This window comes from Chryseobacterium sp. W4I1 (genome assembly GCF_030816115.1).
Taxonomy (GTDB): domain Bacteria; phylum Bacteroidota; class Bacteroidia; order Flavobacteriales; family Weeksellaceae; genus Chryseobacterium.
The window spans coordinates 431,145-453,456 of the sequence record NZ_JAUSXQ010000001.1 but is presented as its reverse complement, the minus strand read 5'-3'; the positions used below and the strand labels follow the sequence as shown (position 1 = coordinate 453,456).

General features: G+C 37.3%; 25 protein-coding genes and 1 pseudogene. 6 read left to right on the top strand and 20 right to left on the bottom strand.

Annotation, left to right across the window (positions count from 1 at the left end):
* The first annotated feature begins 25 nt into the window (after positions 1-25).
* Positions 26-1,027, top strand: a complete 1,002-nt coding sequence (locus tag QF044_RS02125) for an SDR family oxidoreductase (RefSeq protein ID WP_307263091.1) — start codon at positions 26-28, stop codon at positions 1,025-1,027.
* Between the two features lie 88 nt (positions 1,028-1,115).
* Here the strand turns inward: QF044_RS02125 and QF044_RS02120 are convergent, their stop codons facing one another.
* The 16 genes and pseudogenes from QF044_RS02120 to QF044_RS02050 form a co-directional block, all read right to left on the bottom strand.
* On the bottom strand, positions 1,116-2,579 hold the full coding sequence (locus QF044_RS02120) for an alpha-amylase (protein WP_307263089.1): 1,464 nt from the start codon (positions 2,577-2,579) through the stop codon (positions 1,116-1,118).
* Positions 2,580-2,612: 33 nt separating this feature from the next.
* Entirely contained in the window at positions 2,613-3,032 is a 420-nt protein-coding gene (locus QF044_RS02115) for a low affinity iron permease family protein (protein WP_307263086.1), read from the bottom strand.
* A gap of 16 nt (positions 3,033-3,048) precedes the next feature.
* On the bottom strand, positions 3,049-3,663 hold the full coding sequence (locus QF044_RS02110; protein ID WP_307263085.1) for a hypothetical protein: 615 nt from the start codon (positions 3,661-3,663) through the stop codon (positions 3,049-3,051).
* 451 nt (positions 3,664-4,114) lie between these two features.
* Positions 4,115-5,626 (bottom strand): FAD-dependent oxidoreductase, encoded by a 1,512-nt coding sequence (locus QF044_RS02105; RefSeq protein WP_307263082.1) that lies wholly within the window; start codon positions 5,624-5,626, stop codon positions 4,115-4,117.
* Positions 5,627-5,781: 155 nt separating this feature from the next.
* Entirely contained in the window at positions 5,782-6,534 is a 753-nt protein-coding gene (locus tag QF044_RS02100) for an SDR family oxidoreductase (protein ID WP_307263080.1), read from the bottom strand.
* 324 nt (positions 6,535-6,858) lie between these two features.
* Positions 6,859-7,161 (bottom strand): hypothetical protein, encoded by a 303-nt coding sequence (locus QF044_RS02095; protein ID WP_307263077.1) that lies wholly within the window; start codon positions 7,159-7,161, stop codon positions 6,859-6,861.
* Between the two features lie 72 nt (positions 7,162-7,233).
* The gene (locus QF044_RS02090; protein WP_307263075.1) at positions 7,234-7,851 is read right to left on the bottom strand and encodes a ferritin-like domain-containing protein; all 618 of its coding nucleotides are present in this window, start codon (positions 7,849-7,851) and stop codon (positions 7,234-7,236) included.
* A 72-nt stretch (positions 7,852-7,923) separates the two neighbouring features.
* On the bottom strand, positions 7,924-8,694 hold the full coding sequence (locus tag QF044_RS02085) for a KGG domain-containing protein (RefSeq protein WP_307263073.1): 771 nt from the start codon (positions 8,692-8,694) through the stop codon (positions 7,924-7,926).
* A 218-nt stretch (positions 8,695-8,912) separates the two neighbouring features.
* The gene (locus tag QF044_RS02080; RefSeq protein WP_307263069.1) at positions 8,913-9,509 is read right to left on the bottom strand and encodes a Crp/Fnr family transcriptional regulator; all 597 of its coding nucleotides are present in this window, start codon (positions 9,507-9,509) and stop codon (positions 8,913-8,915) included.
* Between the two features lie 606 nt (positions 9,510-10,115).
* Entirely contained in the window at positions 10,116-10,406 is a 291-nt protein-coding gene (locus QF044_RS02075; RefSeq protein ID WP_307263067.1) for a helix-turn-helix domain-containing protein, read from the bottom strand.
* 58 nt (positions 10,407-10,464) lie between these two features.
* Positions 10,465-10,533 (bottom strand): annotated as a pseudogene (locus QF044_RS21560) (Crp/Fnr family transcriptional regulator); the annotation flags it as partial.
* On the bottom strand, positions 10,533-10,706 hold the full coding sequence (locus QF044_RS02070) for a hypothetical protein (protein WP_307263065.1): 174 nt from the start codon (positions 10,704-10,706) through the stop codon (positions 10,533-10,535). The gene QF044_RS02070 and the pseudogene QF044_RS21560, both read right to left, overlap by 1 nt.
* Before the next feature lie 57 nt (positions 10,707-10,763).
* Positions 10,764-11,171, bottom strand: a complete 408-nt coding sequence (locus QF044_RS02065) for a cytochrome C (protein WP_307263062.1) — start codon at positions 11,169-11,171, stop codon at positions 10,764-10,766.
* Between the two features lie 225 nt (positions 11,172-11,396).
* Entirely contained in the window at positions 11,397-12,449 is a 1,053-nt protein-coding gene (locus QF044_RS02060; protein ID WP_307263061.1) for a cbb3-type cytochrome c oxidase subunit II, read from the bottom strand.
* A 10-nt stretch (positions 12,450-12,459) separates the two neighbouring features.
* Positions 12,460-14,211, bottom strand: a complete 1,752-nt coding sequence (locus QF044_RS02055; protein ID WP_307263057.1) for a cbb3-type cytochrome c oxidase subunit I — start codon at positions 14,209-14,211, stop codon at positions 12,460-12,462.
* A gap of 117 nt (positions 14,212-14,328) precedes the next feature.
* A complete protein-coding gene (locus tag QF044_RS02050) occupies positions 14,329-14,541 on the bottom strand; it encodes a hypothetical protein (protein WP_307263055.1) in 213 nt (70 codons plus the stop codon).
* A 977-nt stretch (positions 14,542-15,518) separates the two neighbouring features.
* Between QF044_RS02050 and QF044_RS02045 the strand changes: the two genes are divergently transcribed.
* Positions 15,519-15,902, top strand: coding sequence for a hypothetical protein (locus tag QF044_RS02045; RefSeq protein ID WP_307263053.1), 384 nt, complete (start codon positions 15,519-15,521; stop codon positions 15,900-15,902).
* A gap of 117 nt (positions 15,903-16,019) precedes the next feature.
* Positions 16,020-16,616, top strand: coding sequence for a Crp/Fnr family transcriptional regulator (locus tag QF044_RS02040; protein WP_307263051.1), 597 nt, complete (start codon positions 16,020-16,022; stop codon positions 16,614-16,616).
* A gap of 42 nt (positions 16,617-16,658) precedes the next feature.
* Here QF044_RS02040 and QF044_RS02035 read toward each other — a convergent pair whose 3' ends face one another.
* Positions 16,659-17,255 carry a Crp/Fnr family transcriptional regulator gene (locus tag QF044_RS02035; protein WP_307263049.1) on the bottom strand — a complete coding sequence of 199 codons (597 nt, stop codon included), beginning with the start codon at positions 17,253-17,255 and terminating at the stop codon, positions 16,659-16,661.
* A gap of 651 nt (positions 17,256-17,906) precedes the next feature.
* On the opposite strand from QF044_RS02035, the gene QF044_RS02030 reads away from it, so the two are divergent.
* Positions 17,907-18,470 carry a Crp/Fnr family transcriptional regulator gene (locus QF044_RS02030; protein WP_307263047.1) on the top strand — a complete coding sequence of 188 codons (564 nt, stop codon included), beginning with the start codon at positions 17,907-17,909 and terminating at the stop codon, positions 18,468-18,470.
* Positions 18,471-18,896: 426 nt separating this feature from the next.
* Positions 18,897-19,391, top strand: coding sequence for a DUF421 domain-containing protein (locus QF044_RS02025; RefSeq protein WP_307263043.1), 495 nt, complete (start codon positions 18,897-18,899; stop codon positions 19,389-19,391).
* Positions 19,392-19,432: 41 nt separating this feature from the next.
* On the opposite strand, the gene QF044_RS02020 is transcribed toward QF044_RS02025, so the two are convergent.
* From QF044_RS02020 to QF044_RS02010, 3 genes are all read right to left on the bottom strand, one after another.
* Entirely contained in the window at positions 19,433-19,921 is a 489-nt protein-coding gene (locus tag QF044_RS02020; protein ID WP_307263040.1) for a DinB family protein, read from the bottom strand.
* A 331-nt stretch (positions 19,922-20,252) separates the two neighbouring features.
* Entirely contained in the window at positions 20,253-20,942 is a 690-nt protein-coding gene (locus QF044_RS02015) for an MBL fold metallo-hydrolase (RefSeq protein WP_307263038.1), read from the bottom strand.
* Between the two features lie 55 nt (positions 20,943-20,997).
* Positions 20,998-21,585 (bottom strand): Crp/Fnr family transcriptional regulator, encoded by a 588-nt coding sequence (locus tag QF044_RS02010; RefSeq protein WP_307263037.1) that lies wholly within the window; start codon positions 21,583-21,585, stop codon positions 20,998-21,000.
* A 275-nt stretch (positions 21,586-21,860) separates the two neighbouring features.
* On the opposite strand from QF044_RS02010, the gene QF044_RS02005 reads away from it, so the two are divergent.
* The gene (locus QF044_RS02005) at positions 21,861-22,193 is read left to right on the top strand and encodes a hypothetical protein (RefSeq protein ID WP_307263034.1); all 333 of its coding nucleotides are present in this window, start codon (positions 21,861-21,863) and stop codon (positions 22,191-22,193) included.
* Positions 22,194-22,312 lie beyond the last annotated feature (119 nt).

Genomic DNA, 22,312 nt, shown 5'->3' with positions numbered 1-22,312 from the left:
ATATCATTCACTAAATCTTAATAGTATGGAAAAGGAAATCACACGAAGAAATGCTATAGGAAAAATAGCAGCAACGATTGCTGTAGCAGCTGTCGCCCCGGGATCTTTTGCCCAGACTCAAAAAAATATTAAAAGTACTACGGGACCGGACCTTACAGATCCTACAACAAAGTATCCTAAACCTCCATTCAAAAGACAGTTCCAGCCCTTTCCCGGCTTGGCAGGAAAAATGACCCCTGTACCTGACCATGGTGAAGAAAGTTATATAGGATCTGGAAGACTGACCGGCAGAAAGGCATTAATTACAGGAGGAGATTCAGGAATCGGCCGTGCTGCAGCAATTGCCTATGCGAGAGAAGGAGCAGATGTAGCCATTAATTATCTCCCGGAAGAAGAGCCGGATGCCATACAGGTTATCGAATTGATTAAAAAAGTGGGACGAAAAGCGGTAGCCATTCCCGGGGATTTACGGGAAGAGTCATTTTGCAATAAGCTGGTATCACAGGCTGTACAGCAATTAGGAGGATTGGATATTCTGGTTAATAATGCAGGACATCAGAAAACCCATGAATCTATTCTTGACATCAGCACGGAAGAATTTGAAAGAACGATGAAAACCAATCTTTATGCACCCTTTTGGATTATTAAAGCGGCTTTACCTCACTTGAAACCAGGCTCTTCTATTATTGGTTTATCTTCGGTACAGGCTTACGATCCATCTGCCGACCTGTATGATTATGCGCAAACAAAAGCTGCAACCACAAATTATGTGAAATCGTTGGCTAAACAGCTGGGACCAAAAGGAATCCGGGTGAATGGTGTTGCCCCGGGACCAATTTGGACCGCTTTGCAGATCAGTGGTGGTCAAACCCAGGAAAAGATTGAAAAGTTTGGTGGTGATACCCCGTTGGGAAGACCCGGGCAACCGGCTGAGCTCGCCTCTATATTTGTTCAGCTTGCAGCCAATGATGCAAGCTTTGCCACCGGACAGATTTATGGGGCTGCAGGAGGAAGCGGCCAGCCTTAATTAACCTTTACATCTGAATAGTAAAAGCCACCTTGTTGAAGAGTGGCTTTTACTATATAGCAATACAATTCAATTTTCAGCACTAACGTTATATCTTAATCCACACACTTACAGATTGGGAATTGACTGTAAATCTGGCTTTTCCGTTTTCATCCGTTTTGATTTCGCCGTCTCTTTGTTCCATAAAATCTTTGTATACAGCATTTTCTTTTCCCAGATCAATGTCTTTATAGCCCGCTTCACTGTTAGATATGATCACCACACAGCCTGCATGGCCTGAATCTCCTTTTCTCACCCAGGCAATACAATTGGGATGGTCAAAATAGCTGATCTGCTCTCCATAGGCAAATTTCTGACGGGCTTCAAGGAGTTTAGGGAGAATTTCTACCTTTGGCATTATAATTTCCACCTGTTTATTATCTTTTATATCCGTATACTGAGCACCGAAAAGATCGGGATAGAATACACAGGGATAAGCTTCTTCCATGAGTAAAATAACAGCATAAGCCAACGGCTTGAACCAATCCTGTACTGTTGATTCCAAAGACTGTAATTGCTGTGTATCGTGGTTTTCTACAAATGAAACGGAGAAAACAGGTTTTTTTTCAAGAAAGCTGCCCTTTAAAATCTGGCTGAGATCATAATCCTTTCCTTTTTCTGACGCTGTAAAAAAATTGTAATGCAGAGGTACATCAAAACAGGAAATCATTTCTTTTATCTGATCCGAAAAATGAGATATCTTTTCTGCTTCGTCTTTCCAGAATTCTCCTAATATATAACAATCCGGCTTCAGTTCTGTTTTTACATAGGTGATCCATTCCTGCAGGAAATCAACAGAAATATGCTTTACGGCATCCAAACGCAGCCCATCTGCATGGGTGGTTTCCAGGTACCATTTGATCCAGTTTTTCATTTCACTGACAACATAAGGATTGCGATACTCTACATTGGCTCCCATCAGGTAATCATAATTTCCAAATTCCCTGCTTACGGTCTGGTTCCAATCTTTGCCATATTGATTATGGATCCTGAAAATCCCTTTCTGCTCTGTGTTGTCTTTTTGAATACTATCTATTCCGTTAAAACAAGTATAATCCCATATGAATTGTGAATATTTCCCATTCCTTCCCGGAAAAGTAAATTTCGTAAAAGCATTTGCGGTGAAAGGTTCACCAATCTGTTCATTTCGGTTCTCTTCCTTTACCTGATGTACCGTAATAAGTTCCATTTCATCTCCTCCCATCCGGTGATTCATGACTATATCGGCATACACAGACATTCCAACTTCGTGGGCTTTGTCAATGGCATGCAGATATTCTTTTTTAGTACCATACCGTGTCGGAATGCCTCCTTTCTGGTGAAATTCTCCAAGATCATAAGAGTCATAAACATCATATCCTCTACCCTCTTTTCCCAATACGCACTTTGTGGCGGGCGGGAACCACACTGCGGTAAATCCCAGGCTTTTCAGGTAGCTGCATTTTTCTGTGAATTCATTCCAGAGATTTCCTTCATGATACCAATGGAAAAATTGAATAATAACTCCATTCATATTGTCGTCTAGTTTTCAGTTAAAGATTATGTTTTATTTGTATCGGTAATTACAGACCTGATCGCTGGGATGAGGTTGTTTTTGCTCCCGCTTTTTCCTGAAACGACCATTTTTTTCATAAAGCTTATGAATCTTATCCAGTTCATCTTCTGTCAGGTCTTCTATATCTACCAGACGGTTATTTGCTTTTTCATGCGCTTTAATCAATTCGTTTAATTTAATCTGAATAGCTTTGGAATCTTTATTTTGTGCTTTCTGAATTAAAAAAACCATTAGAAAAGTGATGATGGTGGTCCCGGTATTAATGACAATCTGCCATGGTTCAGAAAAATTGAATAAAGGCCCGGTGGCTGCCCAGATAATAACCAGCAAGGCAGCGATAATAAAGGCTGAGGCACTTCCTGTAAAGCAAACAGCCTTATCTGCGAATCTGTCAAAAAAATTATTTTTCATAAGAACACTTTTACTTTTAAAAATCTAACAGAGCATCGGTAAGTCTCTTCCACTGAATTTTGGAAATCCCTATCATTCCTCCCAGAGCAATCACCAGATTTCTTATGGAGTCCAAAAAATTAGCATCCAGATTAGCTGTTTCGTTCCTTCCATAAACTGCAGCTTTGATATAAGTATTTCCTCTCGAAATCATGAAAGTTGAAGTGGCACCGGAGGAATAAAAATGGGCGGTATACTTATTCTTACTGGAATTACCCGGTTCTTTTGAAGGACTGCAGATAATCGATATATTTTCAAATTCATCTTCTTTTGTATGCCGATCACTGATATCTGTAATTTTAACCCAGTCAAAACCGGCCTCCAGCGTGCCCGGCCCCGGAATGTCAATCCTTATAAAATCCCCTTTCACCGGAATACGGTCGACATGGTTCCCTGATGAATCATAAAGCTTAAAACCTGCGAAGCCTTCCCCGCAAAAATCTTTCCATTCATTTACTGAATAGAGCCTGTTTTTAAGTATGATAAACTCCTGAACAGCCATTTCAGAATCATCAAATTTCTTTATACTTTCTGTATTATGAAAACCACCTTTTCTCTGCTGTGGAATTCCTGGAATTTCTTTGATTTTCATGTTTTCTGGTATTGTTAGAATTGCATCAAAAACTTACATGGATCTTTTAAAATACGGCAGGTAAAAAAACCAGTATATAGAAAATATCATTTCCAAAGCAAAATCAATCAGATAAACCCAACTGATGACATTTTTGAGGTAATAATAGAGATCTACCCCTGCCAATCCCAAACAGCACATGATATTAACTGTAGCAATTGCAGTATTTCTTTTAGTATTAAATATTGCATAAAAACACAAGATACTATATGGTAAAATCAATATACCTACGGTTTTCACAAGCCATATATCAGTTTTATAACCGGTTATGTACAGAAAACTTTCAATATGAACAAGCGGCCAGATCCCTGTTATTATAAAATACAGTCCCTGCAGAAAAGGTATGATATGCTTTTTTTTCATATTCTTTGGGTTGTCATTGCCGTATTCACTGGCTTTAGCTCTAAGATTTTTACAGCTCGATCCTCTGAAGATTTTTGACTGTAGGACCGGTAAGCATTTTACCGTTCACATTAAATCTTGATCCATGACACGGGCAGTCCCAGCTTATTTCTGCACTGTTCCAGCGGACTTCACATTTTGCATGCGGACATGTACTTTTAAGAAGATGTAATTTCCCTCCTTTTTCTTTATATACGGCATAAGACTCTCCTTCATACTTCGCCACTTTTGCTTCTCCTTCAGAAAGTTCGGCCAGCGAATTCACTTTTTCTGCAAATACTTTATCCTTCACAAAATCTAAAACTACAGCGGTCTGCTCTTTTACAAAATTGGCAAAACCTGTTATTGGCCTTATTCTTTCAGGATTGAAAAGGTCCTTATACTTATTGGAACCTTTTAAAATTAAATCGCCAAGAATTTGCGATGTAATCGTCCCGAAGATCATCCCATTCCCGCGAAATCCTGTTGCGGTATATACTTTTCCTTTACTGCCGGGCAATACTCCGATATAAGGAAGACCATCCACAGGCTCGTAGTATTGGCTGGACCAACTATAAACTGCTGTATCAACGTCAAAATGTTCTCTTACGTAATTCTCCAGTCTTGAAAAACATTCACCGGTATCATCGGCATGCCCTGTTTTGTGGTCTTCACCTCCGGCAATCAGCAGGTCTTCACCATTTATCTGCTGTGTTCTGTAATAGTGATAAGGCTCAGCAAGGTCATAGCCCAGCTCTTTGGGATGATAATCACCCTTCAGCCTGAAAGCAATAGCATAACTGCGGTACGGAGCATTCATAAAATGAAGCATATTAATACCTGGTGGAATATGGGTAGCATAAATAACAGACTTTGCAGTAATGTTTCCTATTGTAGATTGTAATACGACAAAGTCTCCATTCTCATCATGGCTCTCACATAAACAGTCTTCCACCAGAACACCACCAAGGCGAATAAAGGCTTCTGCGAGACTTCTGATATATTTTATGGGATGAAATTGTGCCTGATCAGGAATAACAGCAGCTTTTTTAAAGGCAAAAGGGAAAGGAGTATCAGCGGTTTGCACCATCGGATGTCCTACCTGAAAGGCTCCTTTGAGAATAGCATCCAGTCTTTTTTCCTGTTCATCATCTAAAGCAAACAAATAGCCCGGCTTACTTTGAAAATCACAGGAAATATTAAATTCGCGGATGTTGTTGCGAATGATATTTTTTGCTTCTATTCCTACATATTTCAGGAGCTTGGCGTTATGCAGGCCAAAATCCTTAATCGCCTGGGCATAGGTTGTATCAAAGAAATCATTCAAGTGAGCGGTTGTTCCCCCGGTTGTTCCAAAGCCTATATTGGAAGCTTCAAGAACAATACACTTCTGTCCCTCTTTCTGCAGTCTTACCGCAGTAGACATGCCTGTAATACCAGCCCCAACGATGGCAACATCATACCATTCTTCCAGGGTCTGGCCTGGAGAAAACTTTTTGATCTCTTCCTGCCATATGCTTTTTCTGGCTCCATCCCTGTTCATATTATTTGATTTTTAGGTATCACTCACTGTTTTCGTTTCGCTTTTCTTTGGGTCTTCATCATCAGGTAAATCACAACGGCAGGCCGTAAGACTCACTGTGCATATTGCTAATAAAATAATTGTTTTCATACTATTTCTTAATAATGTTATATTTATTATCCATTGACTATGAGTCCTCCGTTTGGATGAAGAACCTGTCCTGTTATCTGAGCAGATCCGCTGCCCGCCAGAAACAAAAAGCTGTCAGCTATTTCTTCCGGGCTGGCATTTCTTTCAAAAGGAGGTTTGCTCATATCTTCTTCTTTTTCTCCAAAAGTTTTTTCAGTAAGGGGTGTTGCTACAGGTCCCGGAGCCACAGCGTTGACACGGATACCTTTCGGTTTTGCCTGAAGGGCCAGAGATCTGGTAAAAGAAACGATTGCTCCTTTGGTTGCCGAATAATCTAAAAGCTCTTCATGCCCCAGATAGGCGACTGCAGAGGTTGTATTAATGATGCTTGCGCCCTTCTTCAGGTATGGAAAAACAACTTTTGTCAGCAAAATCATCCCGATAATATTGGAATCAAATGTTTTCCTGATATTTTTTTCTTCCAGCCTTTCAATGTTATCGGAGGGAAACTGTACGCCGGCATTATTCACCAGAACATCTATTTTTCCGAATTTGGCAATGACTTTTTTAACTATATCTTCACAGAATTCATAATCATTAATATCTCCCGGGAAAATAATGCACTTTCTGCCCAACGCCAATATTTCATTTTTCGTTTTTTCCGCATCCTGATCTTCATGGTGATAAATAATAGCAATATGGGCTCCTTCTTCAGCAAAAAGCAGCGCTACAGCTTTACCGATACCACTGTCTGCACCAGTGATTAAAACATATTTATTCTTTAATTGCAGCCTTCTCATCAATTACTTTCAGTTATTGTTTTTGTATTTCTCCCATCCTGTGGGTGGCCATATCGTCCGTTGACAGATTGATTATGGCTACAGTAAGTTTATTTTTGAATCTGGAATTATTTTATCCTTACCATTCATCAGAGCATTAAAAGTCAGTATCATTAGGTCCTGGAGGAAGAGCCGTTACTAACGTTTATTCAGATTGCGGAACAGATCTATTTTTCTGTTACAGGATCGCATATTCTACATCTCAATCGTAAATTTTATGATGACTGTAATTTATCGTAGCAGAGTATAAGCACTAATGAACTGTGAATTTCTCTGTAAAATAAATTAACGTTTGGAGGTTCCTATGAGTTTCTCAAGGCAATGGAAATCTTTATTTTCATTCATCTGCAGGTAAAACATAGTCCGCAACGGTTCACCTTTTCCGATACTGCTGAAATCATCGAATTCAGCAATTAAAGCCTGGATATTTTCCGATTTCGGAGTGTTTAAGAAAATAAACAATAAAAAGATGTTTATTTTAATTTCCTTGGCATAAATTAAAGCTTCCTCTTCAATCCACTCTCCTTTATTCTCAATCTTGCTGAAATGTCCGGACCGCAGTACTTTTATAAATTCCTGTTGATTCATATCTTACTTCATGGTTAAAGATGCCATATAGACCACCATGGCGGTCTATATGGCATGATGAATTAATGGAATCTAATCTTCCTGTTCTGCATCAAAATTGATAAATGTTTCTGCAATTTCGGTAAGATTATAATCTGTATCTTCTTCTTCCTGAAGTGTTTTTTCAAGCAGATCTGCAGCTTTATCATGCCCCATGGTAATAGCCAGCTGGGCAAGGCCTCCATAGGTGGCAATTTCATAATGCTCCACTTTCTGTGCAGCAATAATCAAGGCTGCATCTCTGGTCATAGATCCTTCCTCGGTAGATTTTATAATTTCTTCTCCTTCTTTTATAATTCCTTTTATAGCTTCACATTCCTTTTTCTCAGGTTCCTCATCGATCAGTCTGAATACTTTCTCAAGGCGGCTCACGTGTTTTTTGGTCTGAAGCTGATGGTCCTCAAAAGCATCTTTGAGCTCTTCCGTTGTTGCTGCTTGCTGCATTTTCTCCAAAGCCTCTATAATGGCATTTTCAGCGAAATAAATGTCTTTAAGAGCACTTACAAAAAATTTATGCAGGGAAGAGTTTTCCATTTCTCCTTTGTTTACCGAAGCATTATCTGCTTTCATTTTTTTATCTGCTGTTGATGCAGCTCCAGAAGCTGAAGCAGATGCAGTTGTGTTGCTATTTTCTGTTGTTTTTGTTGCCATGATATGATGTGGTGTTTGAATTGAGTTAAAAGATTACCTCTTTAAAAAGTATAAAGAGGTAATCTGAAAAAATTATGAATTATTACGTCTTCCGCCACCATGAGAGGCCTGGCCTCCCATACGGGCAATTCTGGTACGCTCTGCTTTACTCATTGATGCAAAACCTCTTCTTGAAGTTCCATTTCCTGAGCTGGAGCCACGGCCTGAACCTGAATTACCGTTATTTCCGGATCTTGAGCCTGAGCCTCTTGATCCGCTATTGGAGCCTGATCTTCCTGAATTTGAGTTGGAAGATCTTCCGCCACCGTGAGAAGCTTCACCTCCCATACGGGCAATCCTCGTACGTTCTGCCTTACTCATGGAAGCAAAACCTCTTCTCGAAGTTCCATTTCCGGAACCTGAAGAAGACCTTCCTCTTCCTGATGAGCCAGATCTGGAGCCTGAACCAGACCTAGATCCTGAACCGGATCTGGATCCTCCTCTTCCTCCTGAAGTGAATCTTCCCTGACTGTCTCTTTGCTGGTTACCACCACGGGAACCTCCTCTGCCACCAGAGTTTCTTCCCCTATTATCGTCGTCGTCATCATAGTCTTCATCATCATCGTAGTCTTCGTCATCATAATCTTCATCATCATCATAGTCTTCATCGTCATCATCATAACTATTATCATAGTCATCATAATAATCCTCATAATCAGAGAAATCATCGTCATAATCTTCATCTTCAGATGCATCGTTATAACCATGGTCATAACCTAATTGATAAACTTCTTCTAAAGTAGATCTTTCACTGTTTGAAGAATTACTTCTTGAGCTACGATTGCTTGAATTTCTAGTGTTCATAACTAAATGTTTTAAAAATTAATATATAAGTGATGTATTGCCAATCTTAACTAGTATCAGAAAAGCAATGGTTTGGTTTTTTGGTGATAATTTTCATTAAGCTGAACAGCTTATGTAACTTCCATAAAAGGAAGACTGTAGATCTTTAATCAGATTGTTAGGCCAAATTTACAACAGGATCATCCGGTCTTTTATGACTGGCATCATATTGACACCTATTAGTATAAAATTTTTCTGTTAATGATTTTCACAATTTTTTGTTTCTCCATACGTTTAATGGTTTTAATCGCAGTTTCTACACGAATTCCTGTAAGGCTGGCCAGTTGCTGCCTGGTAAGGGGTATCTGGAAAGAGAATATACATTGTTTTTTTTGAGAGCTTTTCAGATAATCCATGACGCCAATAAGCCTTTCCTCAGGACTTTCCAGAGAATTTTTCTGAAGCATAATGTACTTATAGTAAAGTCGGTCTGCCAGCACCTTACAAAAATCAAAAAACAGGTGAGGATGCTCTTTCATCATGCTTAAGAAATCTTCTTTACATAATTTAAGAATAGTGCACGGAGAAATAGCAACAGCATTCATTGGATATAGTTTATCACCAAATAGCAATGACTCTCCAAAACTTTGTCCGTCAACTAAAATATTCTGTATAAATTCTTTTCCTTCTGCGTTACAATTATTCAGTTTGACTTCACCATTTACTATTTGATAATAATATAATGGGGTATCTCCTTCGTGAAAAATAGTTTCTTCAGGGTTGTATTTTTTTAACCCAGCGCCAGCTGAGCTTAAAATTTCTTCGTTAATAACCATAATTTTTTTTACTGTTAATAAATTTTAAACATTCTCTTAGTAAAAATTTATTAGTTTGATAAAATGTATAAAATGCTTCATCAGGGATCATCCGCTATCAGCATTTTATTAAATTGGTGTGGTTGAAATATGATTTTACAGCATTTTTAAATTCGCAATTACGAATTCATTACTTTGTCGGAAGATAATCTGCTGTTAAAATTACATCAGTAACTTCAGCTGCAATGGCATAAAGTGCTGCTCCGGAGATCCCGGTTTAGGTGTGAATCTGCAACGTCTGAGAATTCTCGGAATATGATATCTTTTCTAGGCCGACAATGAGATAAATATCTACCTGTGACGACAAAAACATCTGCATAATATGGGAATAATGTAATAGGTTTCATAATATTATTTTTGGTGTGTATTTGAAATATTCTTTAAAATAAATTAATTATGATAAATAATTAATAATAAAATTAAATAAAAGATATTAATTAAAGTATGATACAGATCATATAATTCCCTTTTAGCATAAAATTAACAATCATTAATACGTATGCTTCACTTCTGTCTCATTTTCCTTTTGACAGCATACTTTTCCGGAACCTGCTTAAAGCGGGCATCCTAAAAATAAATTTTCCTATCCTTAATCATCACTACTTTTTTCCTTTCCATATCTTTAATAACCCTGATGGCTGTTTCAACACACAGCCCCGTAAGGCTTGCCAGCTGTTGTCTGGTAAATGGTATTTTAAAAGAAAATGGAGCCTGATCCTTTTTTGAGGCTTTAAGATAATCCAATACACCCATTATCCTCTCTGAAGGATTCTGTGATGAGTTGAAGCATGATATACTGATAATAAAGGCAATCTGATAATTCTTTGCAGAGATCAAGATACAACTGAGGATATACATTGAGCATACTGAAAAAGTTATTCCGGCATAATTTTATAATTGAACAGGGCTCCAAAGCAACAGCATCCATAGGATATGGTTTACCAATGAACAGGAGAGACTCACCTATACTTTCTCCTTCTGTAATTATTTTCTGGATAAGTTCTTTTCCTTCTTTATTATAATTATTGATTTTACTTTACCCTTGATAATCTGATAATAATAATGAGGAGTTGCTCCGTCATGAAAAATAATATCACCGGAATTATATTCTTTTACTTCAGCACCTGCTGAAAGCAAAAATTTTTCATTAATAACCATAATTTTTAATTTATATATTTTGTTTCGTTGAATGTCAGTCTTTAGGGTAACTGACTTCTATTGCACCGCTGAGCTCGTTATTTCATAATAAGCAGCCCATCCTGCAAACAGAATAATAATAACCCATATCCAGAAAGGTATCGTTTGCGGGGTCTCGCTACCGGTGATGAGGAAACTTTTCTGGTTTCCTTTATCATAAGCATTAATCATTAATGATAATGTCCCATCTACGACGTCTTTATTTTTAAGACCTTCAATTTTAATAGCAGGACCGTTGGAAATGGTAAAATTTATTTTTTTGATTCCCTCTTTTCCTGATGGAGACCGGCTGACGATTTTCAGAACATGGTCACCATCAGGAAGCTTTTGGGTATCCAGATCGAAAACAATAGGAGTTTCCAGCTCTGCAATAGGATGCGGATCATTATCTATAAAGAGAAACACTTTACTTCTGTCTTTTGTCATAACGTGATATTTTCATCTGAGAAAACCGAATACTTAATATGTTTTTCATCTTTTTCACCCGGTTTTACCAGATATTTAACTGAAAATATAAAAGCTAAAACCGTTATCAGGATAACAATCCCTACAATAAACCAATCCCAGTTGCTCTCTGGACCGGCCCCATGTGTGAGATCCTTAGTAATTTCGGGCTGACGCAGCTGGCATGCATCACATGCCAATGCATAGCTACTCCATAAAATCAAAATTACATTCAGTGCATTTACTATTAATTTTTTCAGATTGTTGCTTTATTTTATCATAGATTACTTTTACTTCTTCCAGGGTCACTTTTTTCGCATTATTTCCCCAGCTCGTTCTTTCATGGTTCATGATAGCGGTAACATCTTCAGCGGTAAAATTGGCATTGGTCCCCACCGGCGGCATTGTCGCGAATTCAGGCCTCGGATCATATCCTTTCATAATAATTGTTACATAGAGTTCCAGGTCACCACCTGTCACTACCGGACTGCCTTTCAGCGGAGGAAATGCCCCGGGAACTCCTTCTCCGTTTGCCTGATGACAGGAAGCACAGTTTGCGGTAAAAAGCTCTCCTCCATCAGGAAGATTGGATGAACCGGCAGCTCCCCCACCCTCTTTTTTTACCTGCTTGTAAAGAAATGGCGGAACAATAGATTTATCGGTGTAATCGGTCTGTTTAAGTGATTTCAGATAGGCCACCAGCTGAAGAGCCTTTTGTGTAGCTACTATTTTCTTTCTTTTATTTTTAATAAATTTCTCCGGTACTTTAACTTCAACGTCACCAGGCTGCAGGTAATCTCTTTCTATAAAAAGAAATTCATAGGAAGGCATAATGGACGCTTCTACAGCAGCTCTTGGCTGGTAAAGATGAATCAGATGCCATTCAGCACTTGGCTGCCGCTCTCCTACGCTGGTAAGATCGGGACCGGCTCTCTGTGTTCCCATCAGATTGGCTGTATTTCTCCAAAAATCCGTTCTTCTGTTGACAGCAAAATCAGCAGGAATACTCGGTCTTTTGCCAAAAACATTATCCATCTCAACATTTCTTACCTGCTGGGTGTGGCATGCGACACATCCATTTTCAATATATACCATTTTACCGGCTCTTTGCTCTTTTGTCAGTATTTTTGCCTGCCGGGGTAAAGGCTTATTAATCCTTTGGTTATCAAGAGCAGGAAGAACCGCTATATAAAGTGTAAGAAATATAAAGAGACAAAGTGCCGAGCCGAAAAGTATTTTATGGTTATTTAGCAATATCATAATTTTCTTTTTAAGGGTTAAACTCTGTACGGCTATGCTGCCTCTTTGCTGCCAGTATTTCAGCAGGGGTCTGCGGAATCCTCACATTGCTGTCTTTGGTAACCATTTTGTAAAAATTGTATGCAAAAATAAGATGGGACACCCACATCATAGTTCCCCCTATTGCTCTCCACAGCCAGAAAGGAAACATATTGATAACGCCATCTATGAACGGCTTTTTCTTCATCCACATCAACCCTGTTTGTGTTCCGCCAATCATTAATGCTATTACATAAAAAAGTAAACCGATTAGAGCCAGCCAAAAATGTATGCCTACCAGCAGTTTCGGTGGCTCATTGCCGGTGAGACGAGGAATTAAGGTATATGAAAACGCCCAAAGCATAAAAGTGATAATCCCATACATGGTGAGGTGAGAATGGGAAACTGTAAAATCTGTAAAATGCCAGAGCAGGTTGGTATATCTGAAAGCTTCTACGGTACCCTGAAAAGATCCCGTAAAATAAAAAATAATCGCCATGAAATAAAAAGGAAGGGTATAGCTGTTTTTAAGCTGGTACCATGCACCTCTAAATGTCAAAAGAAAATTAGTTGTGCCTGCCGCCACCGGAATCAGCATGCCGACGCTGGCAACAATTGCTGTGGTCTGCAGCCTCCAGGGAATAGCACTGAAAATAAAATGATGGGTTCCGATCAGGGTATAAAATAATATGTGGGTCCAGAAAGCCAGGGCACCCAGGCTGTAGGAATAAATGGGTTTATTAAGCTGCTGTGGCAAAAAGTAATACATAAGCCCGAGGTTAATCATCATAAACCACATTCCAATCGCCTGATGCATATAATATCCCTGGGTAATTGTTTCTCCTACTCCGTCCTGCCATATAGGGATATAGCCTACTATAATGACAATAACAATAAACATAAATCCCGAAATAATATACCAGTTTGAGATATAGATTTCTTTAACAATTCTTTTGACAACAGGCTTAAACAGATTATGTGAGGAAAGTGCCACCCCTGCTCCGAACGTAATCATAATAGGCCATATATACTCCCTGTATTCTCCACCTCCGTTATTCACTCCGGCCAATAACGATATCGTTCCGGCCAGCACTGCAATATTGATCAGAATTAAAGAAATATACCCCTGCCTGATATTGTAATTTTCAACGTTACTTACCCTTGTAACAACATAGTATGAAAGCCCCACCATGGCTAAAGATGCCCATCCCCAAAATACAGCATTGGTATGGGCTGGCCTCAACCTGCCAAAACTCAGCCAGCTGGTATGCTCAACATCGGGTGCAACGTATTTGATACCCGCATAAAGCCCAAAAGTTGTCCCTATGATCAGCCACAGGATGGCGGTTCCTAAAAAGTAAAGAATAAGTCTGCTGAGCTCCGGGCTTATATATTGTAAAAATGATGATGTTCTTCTTTTCGTTGGAAATACCCGCAATTCTTCGACAGAATTGATATTCTGAATAATTCCCTTTTCATCAGAAGGTGGCAGACTGCCCGAAAGCTGGTTTTCTTCAGGCTGAAAATTAAATTCTCTTTCTTTCTGTTCGTATTCTTTAAGCTCCTCTGCGGACATATTTTCAATCTTTTTCTGAACTTCCAGAAGCTCCCTATGCCTTAATATCCTTGCATAAATGGATAAAAACTTGAAAATAAGAACCACCAGCACGGCAATAATAACGATCAACATCAGTAATAATGTTATCTGAATACCCGTCTGATTAAATAATGACGATTCTCCCATAATAAAAATTTAGGGTTTTATATAGCGTAAAAGGTTCCAGTGAAATACAATGGAAATGATCAGTATAGAAATCTCCAGAGTTTGATTCTGTGGGTGGAAAAGTAGCTTACAGTGAGGTTACTTACTATTTTTAATAGAATCTACATCGTAAGCTGTACTGTCCATAGGAAGCGTAGTATCACCGGAATCCGGTGTCACCTGTGCTGTACCGGTAACCATACTGTCTCCGGTATTGATACTGTCAATAGATCTCGGTTGAGGCTGAGCCTCCTTCTTACAACTCATAGCAGAGCAGCCTAAAATTAAGGCTATTAATACGAATGACTTCATAATATTATATTTTGTGGTGTGTGTACTACAAAAGTATGAAGACTGATAATGAACATTTTATGATTGATATCATAAAAATAAAATTTTATCATATTATTATAAAATACTATTTATATTTTTTAAAAAATAGATTTAAACTATTAATAATGAATTATAATTCATCATTTACAGTTTATAATGGTAGTACTAATAAAATTATGGCTTGTATCATAAATTACTATTCACAGTTCTCTATTGTTAGAAACCTTTTCTGCAATTCAGAAGGGATCACAACAATAAGCATTAGATTTAAATATTAATCATGAATTTTATACACAGCCTGCTTATAATCAATAATTCATAAAAGACCCCCCCCTGAAAACAGGAAGGCCAAGAATATATGGAGTCTAAAAAAAGTGTTAGCGTGTTATGGAATCGTTCTGTTTTTTCGATTGTTGCAATGTATCTGGGCCACTTCGGTAAGCGGCTGTATCTGTTGGGGGATTTGAAGGTGTGGCAGGAGCCACATTTGCTGAGTCAAAAGTGTCGGGGTTTACTGTGGAGTCAGCCCGTGTCTCGTTCTCAATGTTTTGTTTTTTACAGCTGAACATACATACAGATATACCAAGCATAAATAGCAATAAATTTTTCATATCAATATAATTTGGTTTGAATAATAATGATTGCAGATATCAATTATACAGTCAAAATTATCCATTTACTTTACTTCTGTTTATGAGTGAGATCACAAACAGATTTTATAACCTGCCATTTTAATTAAAAAAATATTGTAACCAATTAAGACACCATCAATTACAAGATATATGATCTGGATCATATAGTATAACTAACAATCTTTATAAATTTAATATGAATAGCTTGAGTAAGAATGGCGAACCTTTTCTGCATCTATACAAATACTTGCTTTTCTCTTACCCTGGATTCATCTGACAGGCGACAATGAGCTTAATGGAGTACAACCAAAACCACCGAATATCATGAAAATCACAGAATTAAAAATACAGAATCTCGTTAGATATAAAAACCAGATATATTCGCTTACGGAGGTATTCCAGCATGAAGATGAAGAATACTGGGTTAAAATAAAAAATTCAGAAACCTGTTTATGCGTACCTGCCAAATTGATAAAACCTTTAAAAATAGATGAATCGTGGCTTATAAAATTTGGCTTTATTAAAACCTACGATTCACAGTATATTGTACGATTTGAAAGAGGTCAGGAGTTTTTAAAATATGATATTGATCTCCGTGATATGCATTCTATGACGGGACTGAAGCTTTACGGAAATAATATAAATTGTATGTATGTACACCAGTTCCAGAATCTTTTTTCCTTTTTATTCGGGAAAGAGCTGATGTGAATATGACTACCGGAATCACTTCATAAAAAAAATCTGATAATGAAAACAAAATACTTAAAAAACCTTATGGTATCGTTTGTAACGTAACCGGACGATGCCATAGCTTAATAATTTGCTATGCTTATTGATATTGATTTACTGTCACAATACGGTGGATTTACTGAAACTTACGGTCCATCTGATGTTATTTTTGAAGAAGGAGATCTACCTAAGTTCTACTATCAGATCATTACCGGCACCGTAAAGCTGAGCCATACCAACGAAGAAGGTAAAGAACTCATTCAAAGCCTCTTATCCGACGGACAAAGTGTCTGCGAGCTGTTATCTTTCATTAAAGAAACATATCCGGTAAACGCCATAGCCATTTCGGAATGCAGCATTATAATGGTTCCTAAAACTGATTTTCTGCAGCTTTTAGATGATCATCATCAGGCTGCATTAGATGTCCGGCAGTTTATTGCGGAGCGGCTTTATCAAAAGTTTATTCTGATGCAGAATAATGCCTCTAAATATTCCAATGTAAGAATTAAAGGTATTCTAGCCTATTTTAAGAGTTTGAGTGAGGATCAGAGCCCTTATTCTTATGAGCTTCCTCTTACAAGAAAACAGTTAGCATCCATAACCGGACTACGAGTTGAAACAGTGATAAGAACTGTAAAAAAAATGGAAGCAGACAAAGTGCTAAAAATTAAAAACCGCAAGATCTACTTTTAACTTTTAGTTGACATTATATATTCAACCAGCTATATAAGAATATTAATAGAATATCTTTCCGTTCTTTATTACAAGAATTTCATTTTTCTCCATTCTCTTTATTACCCTGATTGTGGTTTCCAGAGAAAGTCCTGTAAGTGAAGCCAGCTGCTGTCTGGTATAGGGGATTTCGAATGAGTATTTATCTTTATTTTCTTTGGCCTCTTTCATTTGGTTCATCAGCTCCAGTAATCGTTCTTCAGCATTTTGACCTGAAATTTTCTGCATCAATACCAGTTTTTCAGAGGTTCTTTCCGACAAAGTCGTATACATATCCAGAAAAATAGCAGGATTGTCCTGCAGTAACCGGAAGAACTGATCTCTTCCTATTTTTAGGACATTGCACTTTGTAAGCGCAACCGCATTTACAGTGTATGGCTTTCCCAAAATAAGCATTGATTCTCCGAAGCAAGAATTATCTGAAAGAATTTCCTGTATAAATTCTTTTCCGTCTTCCTTATAGCTGTTAAGCTTCACTTCACCCGTCACAATTTGATAATAAAACTGCGGTATAGCCTCTTCACGAAATATATAATCACCAGCAGTATACTGCTCTTCAATTGCCTGTACTGAATGCAAAAGACTTTTTTGGATAGACATAATGTAATTTTTAATGTTTGCTTTGTTGTGTAGAAGACTGATATGGTATAAAGTTTTGAATTTATTTGCCTCTTAGTTTTCAAACGTATTATAGTATGAACAAACGCTTGTTTTTTTGAGGCTCAAAAGCAAAAATCTTCCTTCCGTCTGCCATTGCATATGGCTAAAGATTTACAAGATGCTTGCTTTATAAGGAAATTTCAAATTCAAAACTATAGATTTCACAACTTGCCCAAGTATTGCATTCATATTTTTCTTAAATGATATATTTCAAAGGTAGCCTATCAGCAAAGCATATATTATGACATAGGTCATATTTTAAACCTTTTAAAAACATAGGATTCTTACAATGCCATTACAAGTTATCACCTGGTTTTCAATAATTTAAAGGTACATATAAAAAAAATAGTATCTTTATCAGCTTATCTCCTAAAAAATAAATGGCGCTTATACTGATCAGCCACCACTATTTCAGCAATTCTATGAAGTATGAAAAGCTTATTTGAAAATATAATTTAAAAGCCTTTTTGATCTGAATCACATTCAAAGAAATATTAAATTAATATATTTGTAATAAATATTCACAATCAAGCTATGTGAAAGTTGTTTAATTAGGAGTTATGGTCATACAAGAAGACTTGCTCATTACTTTTGGAGCAGATATTATTCAATTACAAAAATCTCAGCTGCTCTTTTGAAGAGGATAATGCTCCCGTATATTATTTTCAGATTAAAACAGGTAAAATAAAGCTTACCAATTTTCAGACTAAAAAAAAGGAGTTTATTCAGAGTATTCATGAAGAGGGCGATTCTATTGGTGAGATTTTTTTATTCTCTAAATATAAATATCCCGTTAATGCTGTTTTAATGGAGGACTGTACTATATTTAGATTAGAGCACTCCAAACTTTTGAAATTGCTAGCTTCAGATTTTGAAATTCAAATGAAATTCCTCCACTATCTAGCAGAAAGATCATACTACAGCTGTATTTTTTTAAACAGCTTAACATCCGAAGATTCTACCCATCAATTACTTACAGTACTCAACAATTTAAAAGGCAGCCAAAATAAAGAACGTTATTCCTATAAAATACCCTACACCAGAAAAGAACTTGCTTTTCTAACAGGTTTAAGAATTGAAACCGTCATCAGGACTTTTAAGAGAATGGAAAGTGAAAACCTCATTAAAATCATTAAGGGCAGAGTTTACTATTAATAAGCCTTTTAAACTTATTAGAAATTTAGTCAGAAAAGCTGAGTGAAACGCTATAAATACTTTAGTTTATTTTAAGTTTAAAATGATTGAAATATCAACCACTACTACACGCAGTTCATAAAAAAGCCTCCCGGTTATGAGAGGCTAAATAGCATTGTAGATGGAATTATGCTTGCATTAATCATATACAAATCTAGGAAGACTTCCTGATGAAGATCATGATTGGGATCATAAAGATAAAAAACCGGCCTGTATTTACAGTTCTTATTGGATGTACAGCTAGGCAGAAATTATTTTTCTCAATACAATTCTTTACGTGATCAAAGTTTTTTGCTATCAATCGCACAAGAGTCATTTTCAGATGGAATTTTCCTTACAGCCATTCAGATTCTGACGGATTTTATATTTTTGTTTAAAATGAAACTTATGGATTCTTTAATAGAACTCTGGGGAAACGGAACATCATTAAATACGCTCCAAATGTCATGTCGTGGTGTCACGGTTTTTGTACTCGCTCTAATCCTGATCCGTATTTCAGGCAGGCGGTCATTCGGTATCGGATCACCTCTCGATAACATTATTGTAATGCTGTTGGGTGCCATTCTGAGCCGTGCAGTAGTGGGAGCCTCCCCTTTTATTCCAGTTACCATAACATGTACAGCAATTGTCCTGTTACACAGATTTTTCAGCTGGTATAAAGGGAAAAGCAGCCGCTTCATTCATCTGGTTGAGGGAGATAAAATTATGGTATTTCAGGACGGTAAGTTTATACAGGCCAATATGGAAAGGGCACAGCTGCATAAAGAAGATATTATGCAGGAACTGAGAAAAAGAGCGATGACTGATGATCTAAACCAGGTCAAAGTCATCTATATTGAGCGAAACGGTGAGATCAGCATCATCATAAAAAAGGCATATTAATCAGGTTCGTTAACTATCCGGTATAAAGAGTAAACATGAAATTACTTTTTTAAAAATTTAATGGTAATACCGATTTGTCCGAGATGGTAAAAATCGTGGTGGATAAGTCCTGTAACCAGATACTGGAAATTATGCGGGAAAGACGGTTGGGCAAATAGATAAGGACTATACAGATAGTCGTCATCTTTTTCTTCCAGAAATGATATAATCTGTTGCTGGCTGGTATAAAATTCCTTTAACAGATTTTCCCAGCCCTTTACTTTGAGATCCTCATTACTTCGCCAATTAGCGGCATCCGTCATTTCAAGACCTCTTGGATTTCCTTTAAGTCTGCTAAAAGCCTCTTTACGCCATTCCGTTAAATGTGAGATAATTTCCGCAACACTGTGTATATCCGGAATGGGGCGCTCAAAAGCCGTTTGTTCATCAACCTTCAAAAGCTTTTTTTCGAAGTTTTCGTCAATCCACAAGTCAGCATTTTCAATATCTTTCAATTGCTGAATTAAATCTTTAATCAAAATATTTGTCATTTTTTCAATGTTTAAAGGGTATGATTTATAATTCTGAATTTTCAATTTATAACAATTCACCATAAAACCGCCGTCCACATTCTGATTATGTTATTTCTATCTTTTTATCCTTTCCAAAGATCTCAATCCTAAGGATTCGAGTCGTCCAAATAACTTACAATAAAATGATAATCAATATCTAACACCAAAATTCAATCCAATCTTGTATTTAAACGGTTTAATAATAGTCGTCCTTCCAAGTTCACTTAAAGAGACACTATTTAATAATTGTCTCCTTTTTATACATAACAACCGGTGTTCCAAACTTTAGTATTAGCACATTTAGCAATATCTATATTCTGACAGCTGTACTGCATTTAGCCACAAATTGCTCAAACTTCCGATTTGTATTTCGCATGACCGGTCCATGACCGAAGCAGATAATGTCAGGTTTCAGTTCTGCTAACTTCTGGAGTGATCTGATGTTGCTCTGTTGATCTGAAGTGAATATGTTTGGCGGAAGCCTCAGACCGGTTGCTGTTGTAAGCAGGTTCATATTTGTCGCCACATCACCGATTATCAGTACACCGTCTCGCTCCCGAAATAAAGAAATGTGACCTGGCGAGTGTCCGGGCGTCTCTATTACCTGAAAGTTGCCGATCCTGTCATTTTCAACAATGGTTCGCTCAACTTTATGTCCCTGACCCGCCCAGTATTTTTGCTGAAGCTTTGCTATCCAGTGTTGCGGAGCTGGATAGTCGTTGGTTACGATACCTGTTTCGGTCCTAAAAACTTCGTCGGGATGACAAAGTAAGGGTATCGCGAACTCATCACATATCTGGTCGCTACAGCCTTGGTGGTCAGCATGCGCATGCGTCAGTATATGTTGATAAACGAAGATTTTCTGGAGAGCTTTCTTTACTGTGGTATATGAACTCCGTATTCCGGAGTCTACCAATACACCTTCGATAATATAGCAATTAATGCTGTTTCGTGGCATCAGTGAAATCTGAAACACTTCGGGAGCAATTTGATGTAGCATATTTTTTTTTGCGCAAATCTACATCAGTGATCAGGCCTGCATAAGGACATTTGTCCTATAAAACGTTGAGTCTATGTATTTGTCCCTTTGCACGTGTAAGCGATCGCTGTGTGATGCCCAGATAGGATGCCAGATCCTGTGTAGCTACACGCTGGATGAGGATCGGCTCGCCAGACAGAACAAAACTGTATTTATCCACAGCCGACCTGTTATTGTAATTCAGCAGATAACTTTCCTTCTGTTTATACTCCTGCTCCATCACCGATTTTATGACTCCGTTCCAAGCGGTTACCTGACCAAGGAGATAATGATAGTCCGGATAGCTTATTCTATAGATTATGCTATCTTCTATAGCCCTGATACTCCTTCTGGATTTTTTCTGCGTGACAAACTCCGGAAACGAGGTGACAAATTCATTTTCAAACTTGAAACAGGTTATATTTTCCTTTCCTTCTTTGTCGGTAGCGTATGCTTTTACAGCGCCACTAGCGATAAACCCAATATAACGGCAGGATTCATCCTCACGAATAAAAAAATCACCTTTCTTTAAGCGGATCGGTTTGAAAAACTGTGCAGAAAAGCTAATTTCCTCAGCTGATAGTTCTCCTGTTGAGGATAGATAATTTTCAAATATGTCAGTCATTTCGCAATTTTGTTGTCCTTTTATTCTTTCTAACAGTCTATGGATTACATGCCAAATCCAATATCCAAATCTAACAATTATTATACATCCAAAAAAGTTCATTTTGTTTGTCCAGGCATAAACTTTCCAATTGCTGATAGTTACTTCATAGCTATTTTGCAAATTGCTGTCCGTATATTGGTTATAGAAATCTGTCACTCCCTTATTTTAAATTTCCCTAAAGATTAAATTGTACTAGTATATCTAATACTTTTTACTATTTTTAATAAAAAAATATGCGAATCTTTTTAACTCAAACAGTGTATGTAATTCTGATTTCAGCATTTTTAACTTCTTGTTCATCAAGGAGTAAATTCACTTCCGAATCATTAAGTATTGGAATGACCAAGGAACAGGTTATATCAAAATTTGGAAAACCCTATAAATCTGCATTTACAGAAAATAAACAGACCGGAGAAATGGAAGAATCTTTATTTTACAAAGAGAATTTCATAATGGGAAACAGTTCAATAACCAATATTTTAACTTTCAAAGACGGAAAATTTGTATCCCTTGAACAAGGGCCGGAGTCTGAGAGTAATCCACCCACCATTGTAACTCATCATTAATCTGCAATCTTTTCATTCCGTTGGATTAAAAGCTTAAATTAGATTTTAAAAGAGATTGATGTTTTCAGTCTTATTCACATAAAAAACTCACAATATAAATTGTGAGTTTTTATTTAAAA

Bases quoted from the DNA above. Each gene is read 5' to 3' on its own strand.
- QF044_RS02125 (WP_307263091.1), top strand. From the start codon at position 26: ATGGAAAAGGAAATCACACGAAGAAATGCTATAGGAAAAATAGCAGCA.
- QF044_RS02120 (WP_307263089.1), bottom strand. From the start codon at position 2,579: ATGAATGGAGTTATTATTCAATTTTTCCATTGGTATCATGAAGGAAAT.
- QF044_RS02115 (WP_307263086.1), bottom strand. From the start codon at position 3,032: ATGAAAAATAATTTTTTTGACAGATTCGCAGATAAGGCTGTTTGCTTT.
- QF044_RS02110 (WP_307263085.1), bottom strand. From the start codon at position 3,663: ATGAAAATCAAAGAAATTCCAGGAATTCCACAGCAGAGAAAAGGTGGT.
- QF044_RS02105 (WP_307263082.1), bottom strand. From the start codon at position 5,626: ATGAACAGGGATGGAGCCAGAAAAAGCATATGGCAGGAAGAGATCAAA.
- QF044_RS02100 (WP_307263080.1), bottom strand. From the start codon at position 6,534: ATGAGAAGGCTGCAATTAAAGAATAAATATGTTTTAATCACTGGTGCA.
- QF044_RS02095 (WP_307263077.1), bottom strand. From the start codon at position 7,161: ATGAATCAACAGGAATTTATAAAAGTACTGCGGTCCGGACATTTCAGC.
- QF044_RS02090 (WP_307263075.1), bottom strand. From the start codon at position 7,851: ATGGCAACAAAAACAACAGAAAATAGCAACACAACTGCATCTGCTTCA.
- QF044_RS02085 (WP_307263073.1), bottom strand. From the start codon at position 8,694: ATGAACACTAGAAATTCAAGCAATCGTAGCTCAAGAAGTAATTCTTCA.
- QF044_RS02080 (WP_307263069.1), bottom strand. From the start codon at position 9,509: ATGGTTATTAACGAAGAAATTTTAAGCTCAGCTGGCGCTGGGTTAAAA.
- QF044_RS02075 (WP_307263067.1), bottom strand. From the start codon at position 10,406: ATGTATATCCTCAGTTGTATCTTGATCTCTGCAAAGAATTATCAGATT.
- QF044_RS02070 (WP_307263065.1), bottom strand. From the start codon at position 10,706: ATGGTTATTAATGAAAAATTTTTGCTTTCAGCAGGTGCTGAAGTAAAA.
- QF044_RS02065 (WP_307263062.1), bottom strand. From the start codon at position 11,171: ATGACAAAAGACAGAAGTAAAGTGTTTCTCTTTATAGATAATGATCCG.
- QF044_RS02060 (WP_307263061.1), bottom strand. From the start codon at position 12,449: ATGATATTGCTAAATAACCATAAAATACTTTTCGGCTCGGCACTTTGT.
- QF044_RS02055 (WP_307263057.1), bottom strand. From the start codon at position 14,211: ATGGGAGAATCGTCATTATTTAATCAGACGGGTATTCAGATAACATTA.
- QF044_RS02050 (WP_307263055.1), bottom strand. From the start codon at position 14,541: ATGAAGTCATTCGTATTAATAGCCTTAATTTTAGGCTGCTCTGCTATG.
- QF044_RS02045 (WP_307263053.1), top strand. From the start codon at position 15,519: ATGAAAATCACAGAATTAAAAATACAGAATCTCGTTAGATATAAAAAC.
- QF044_RS02040 (WP_307263051.1), top strand. From the start codon at position 16,020: ATGCTTATTGATATTGATTTACTGTCACAATACGGTGGATTTACTGAA.
- QF044_RS02035 (WP_307263049.1), bottom strand. From the start codon at position 17,255: ATGTCTATCCAAAAAAGTCTTTTGCATTCAGTACAGGCAATTGAAGAG.
- QF044_RS02025 (WP_307263043.1), top strand. From the start codon at position 18,897: ATGGATTCTTTAATAGAACTCTGGGGAAACGGAACATCATTAAATACG.
- QF044_RS02020 (WP_307263040.1), bottom strand. From the start codon at position 19,921: ATGACAAATATTTTGATTAAAGATTTAATTCAGCAATTGAAAGATATT.
- QF044_RS02015 (WP_307263038.1), bottom strand. From the start codon at position 20,942: ATGCTACATCAAATTGCTCCCGAAGTGTTTCAGATTTCACTGATGCCA.
- QF044_RS02010 (WP_307263037.1), bottom strand. From the start codon at position 21,585: ATGACTGACATATTTGAAAATTATCTATCCTCAACAGGAGAACTATCA.
- QF044_RS02005 (WP_307263034.1), top strand. From the start codon at position 21,861: ATGCGAATCTTTTTAACTCAAACAGTGTATGTAATTCTGATTTCAGCA.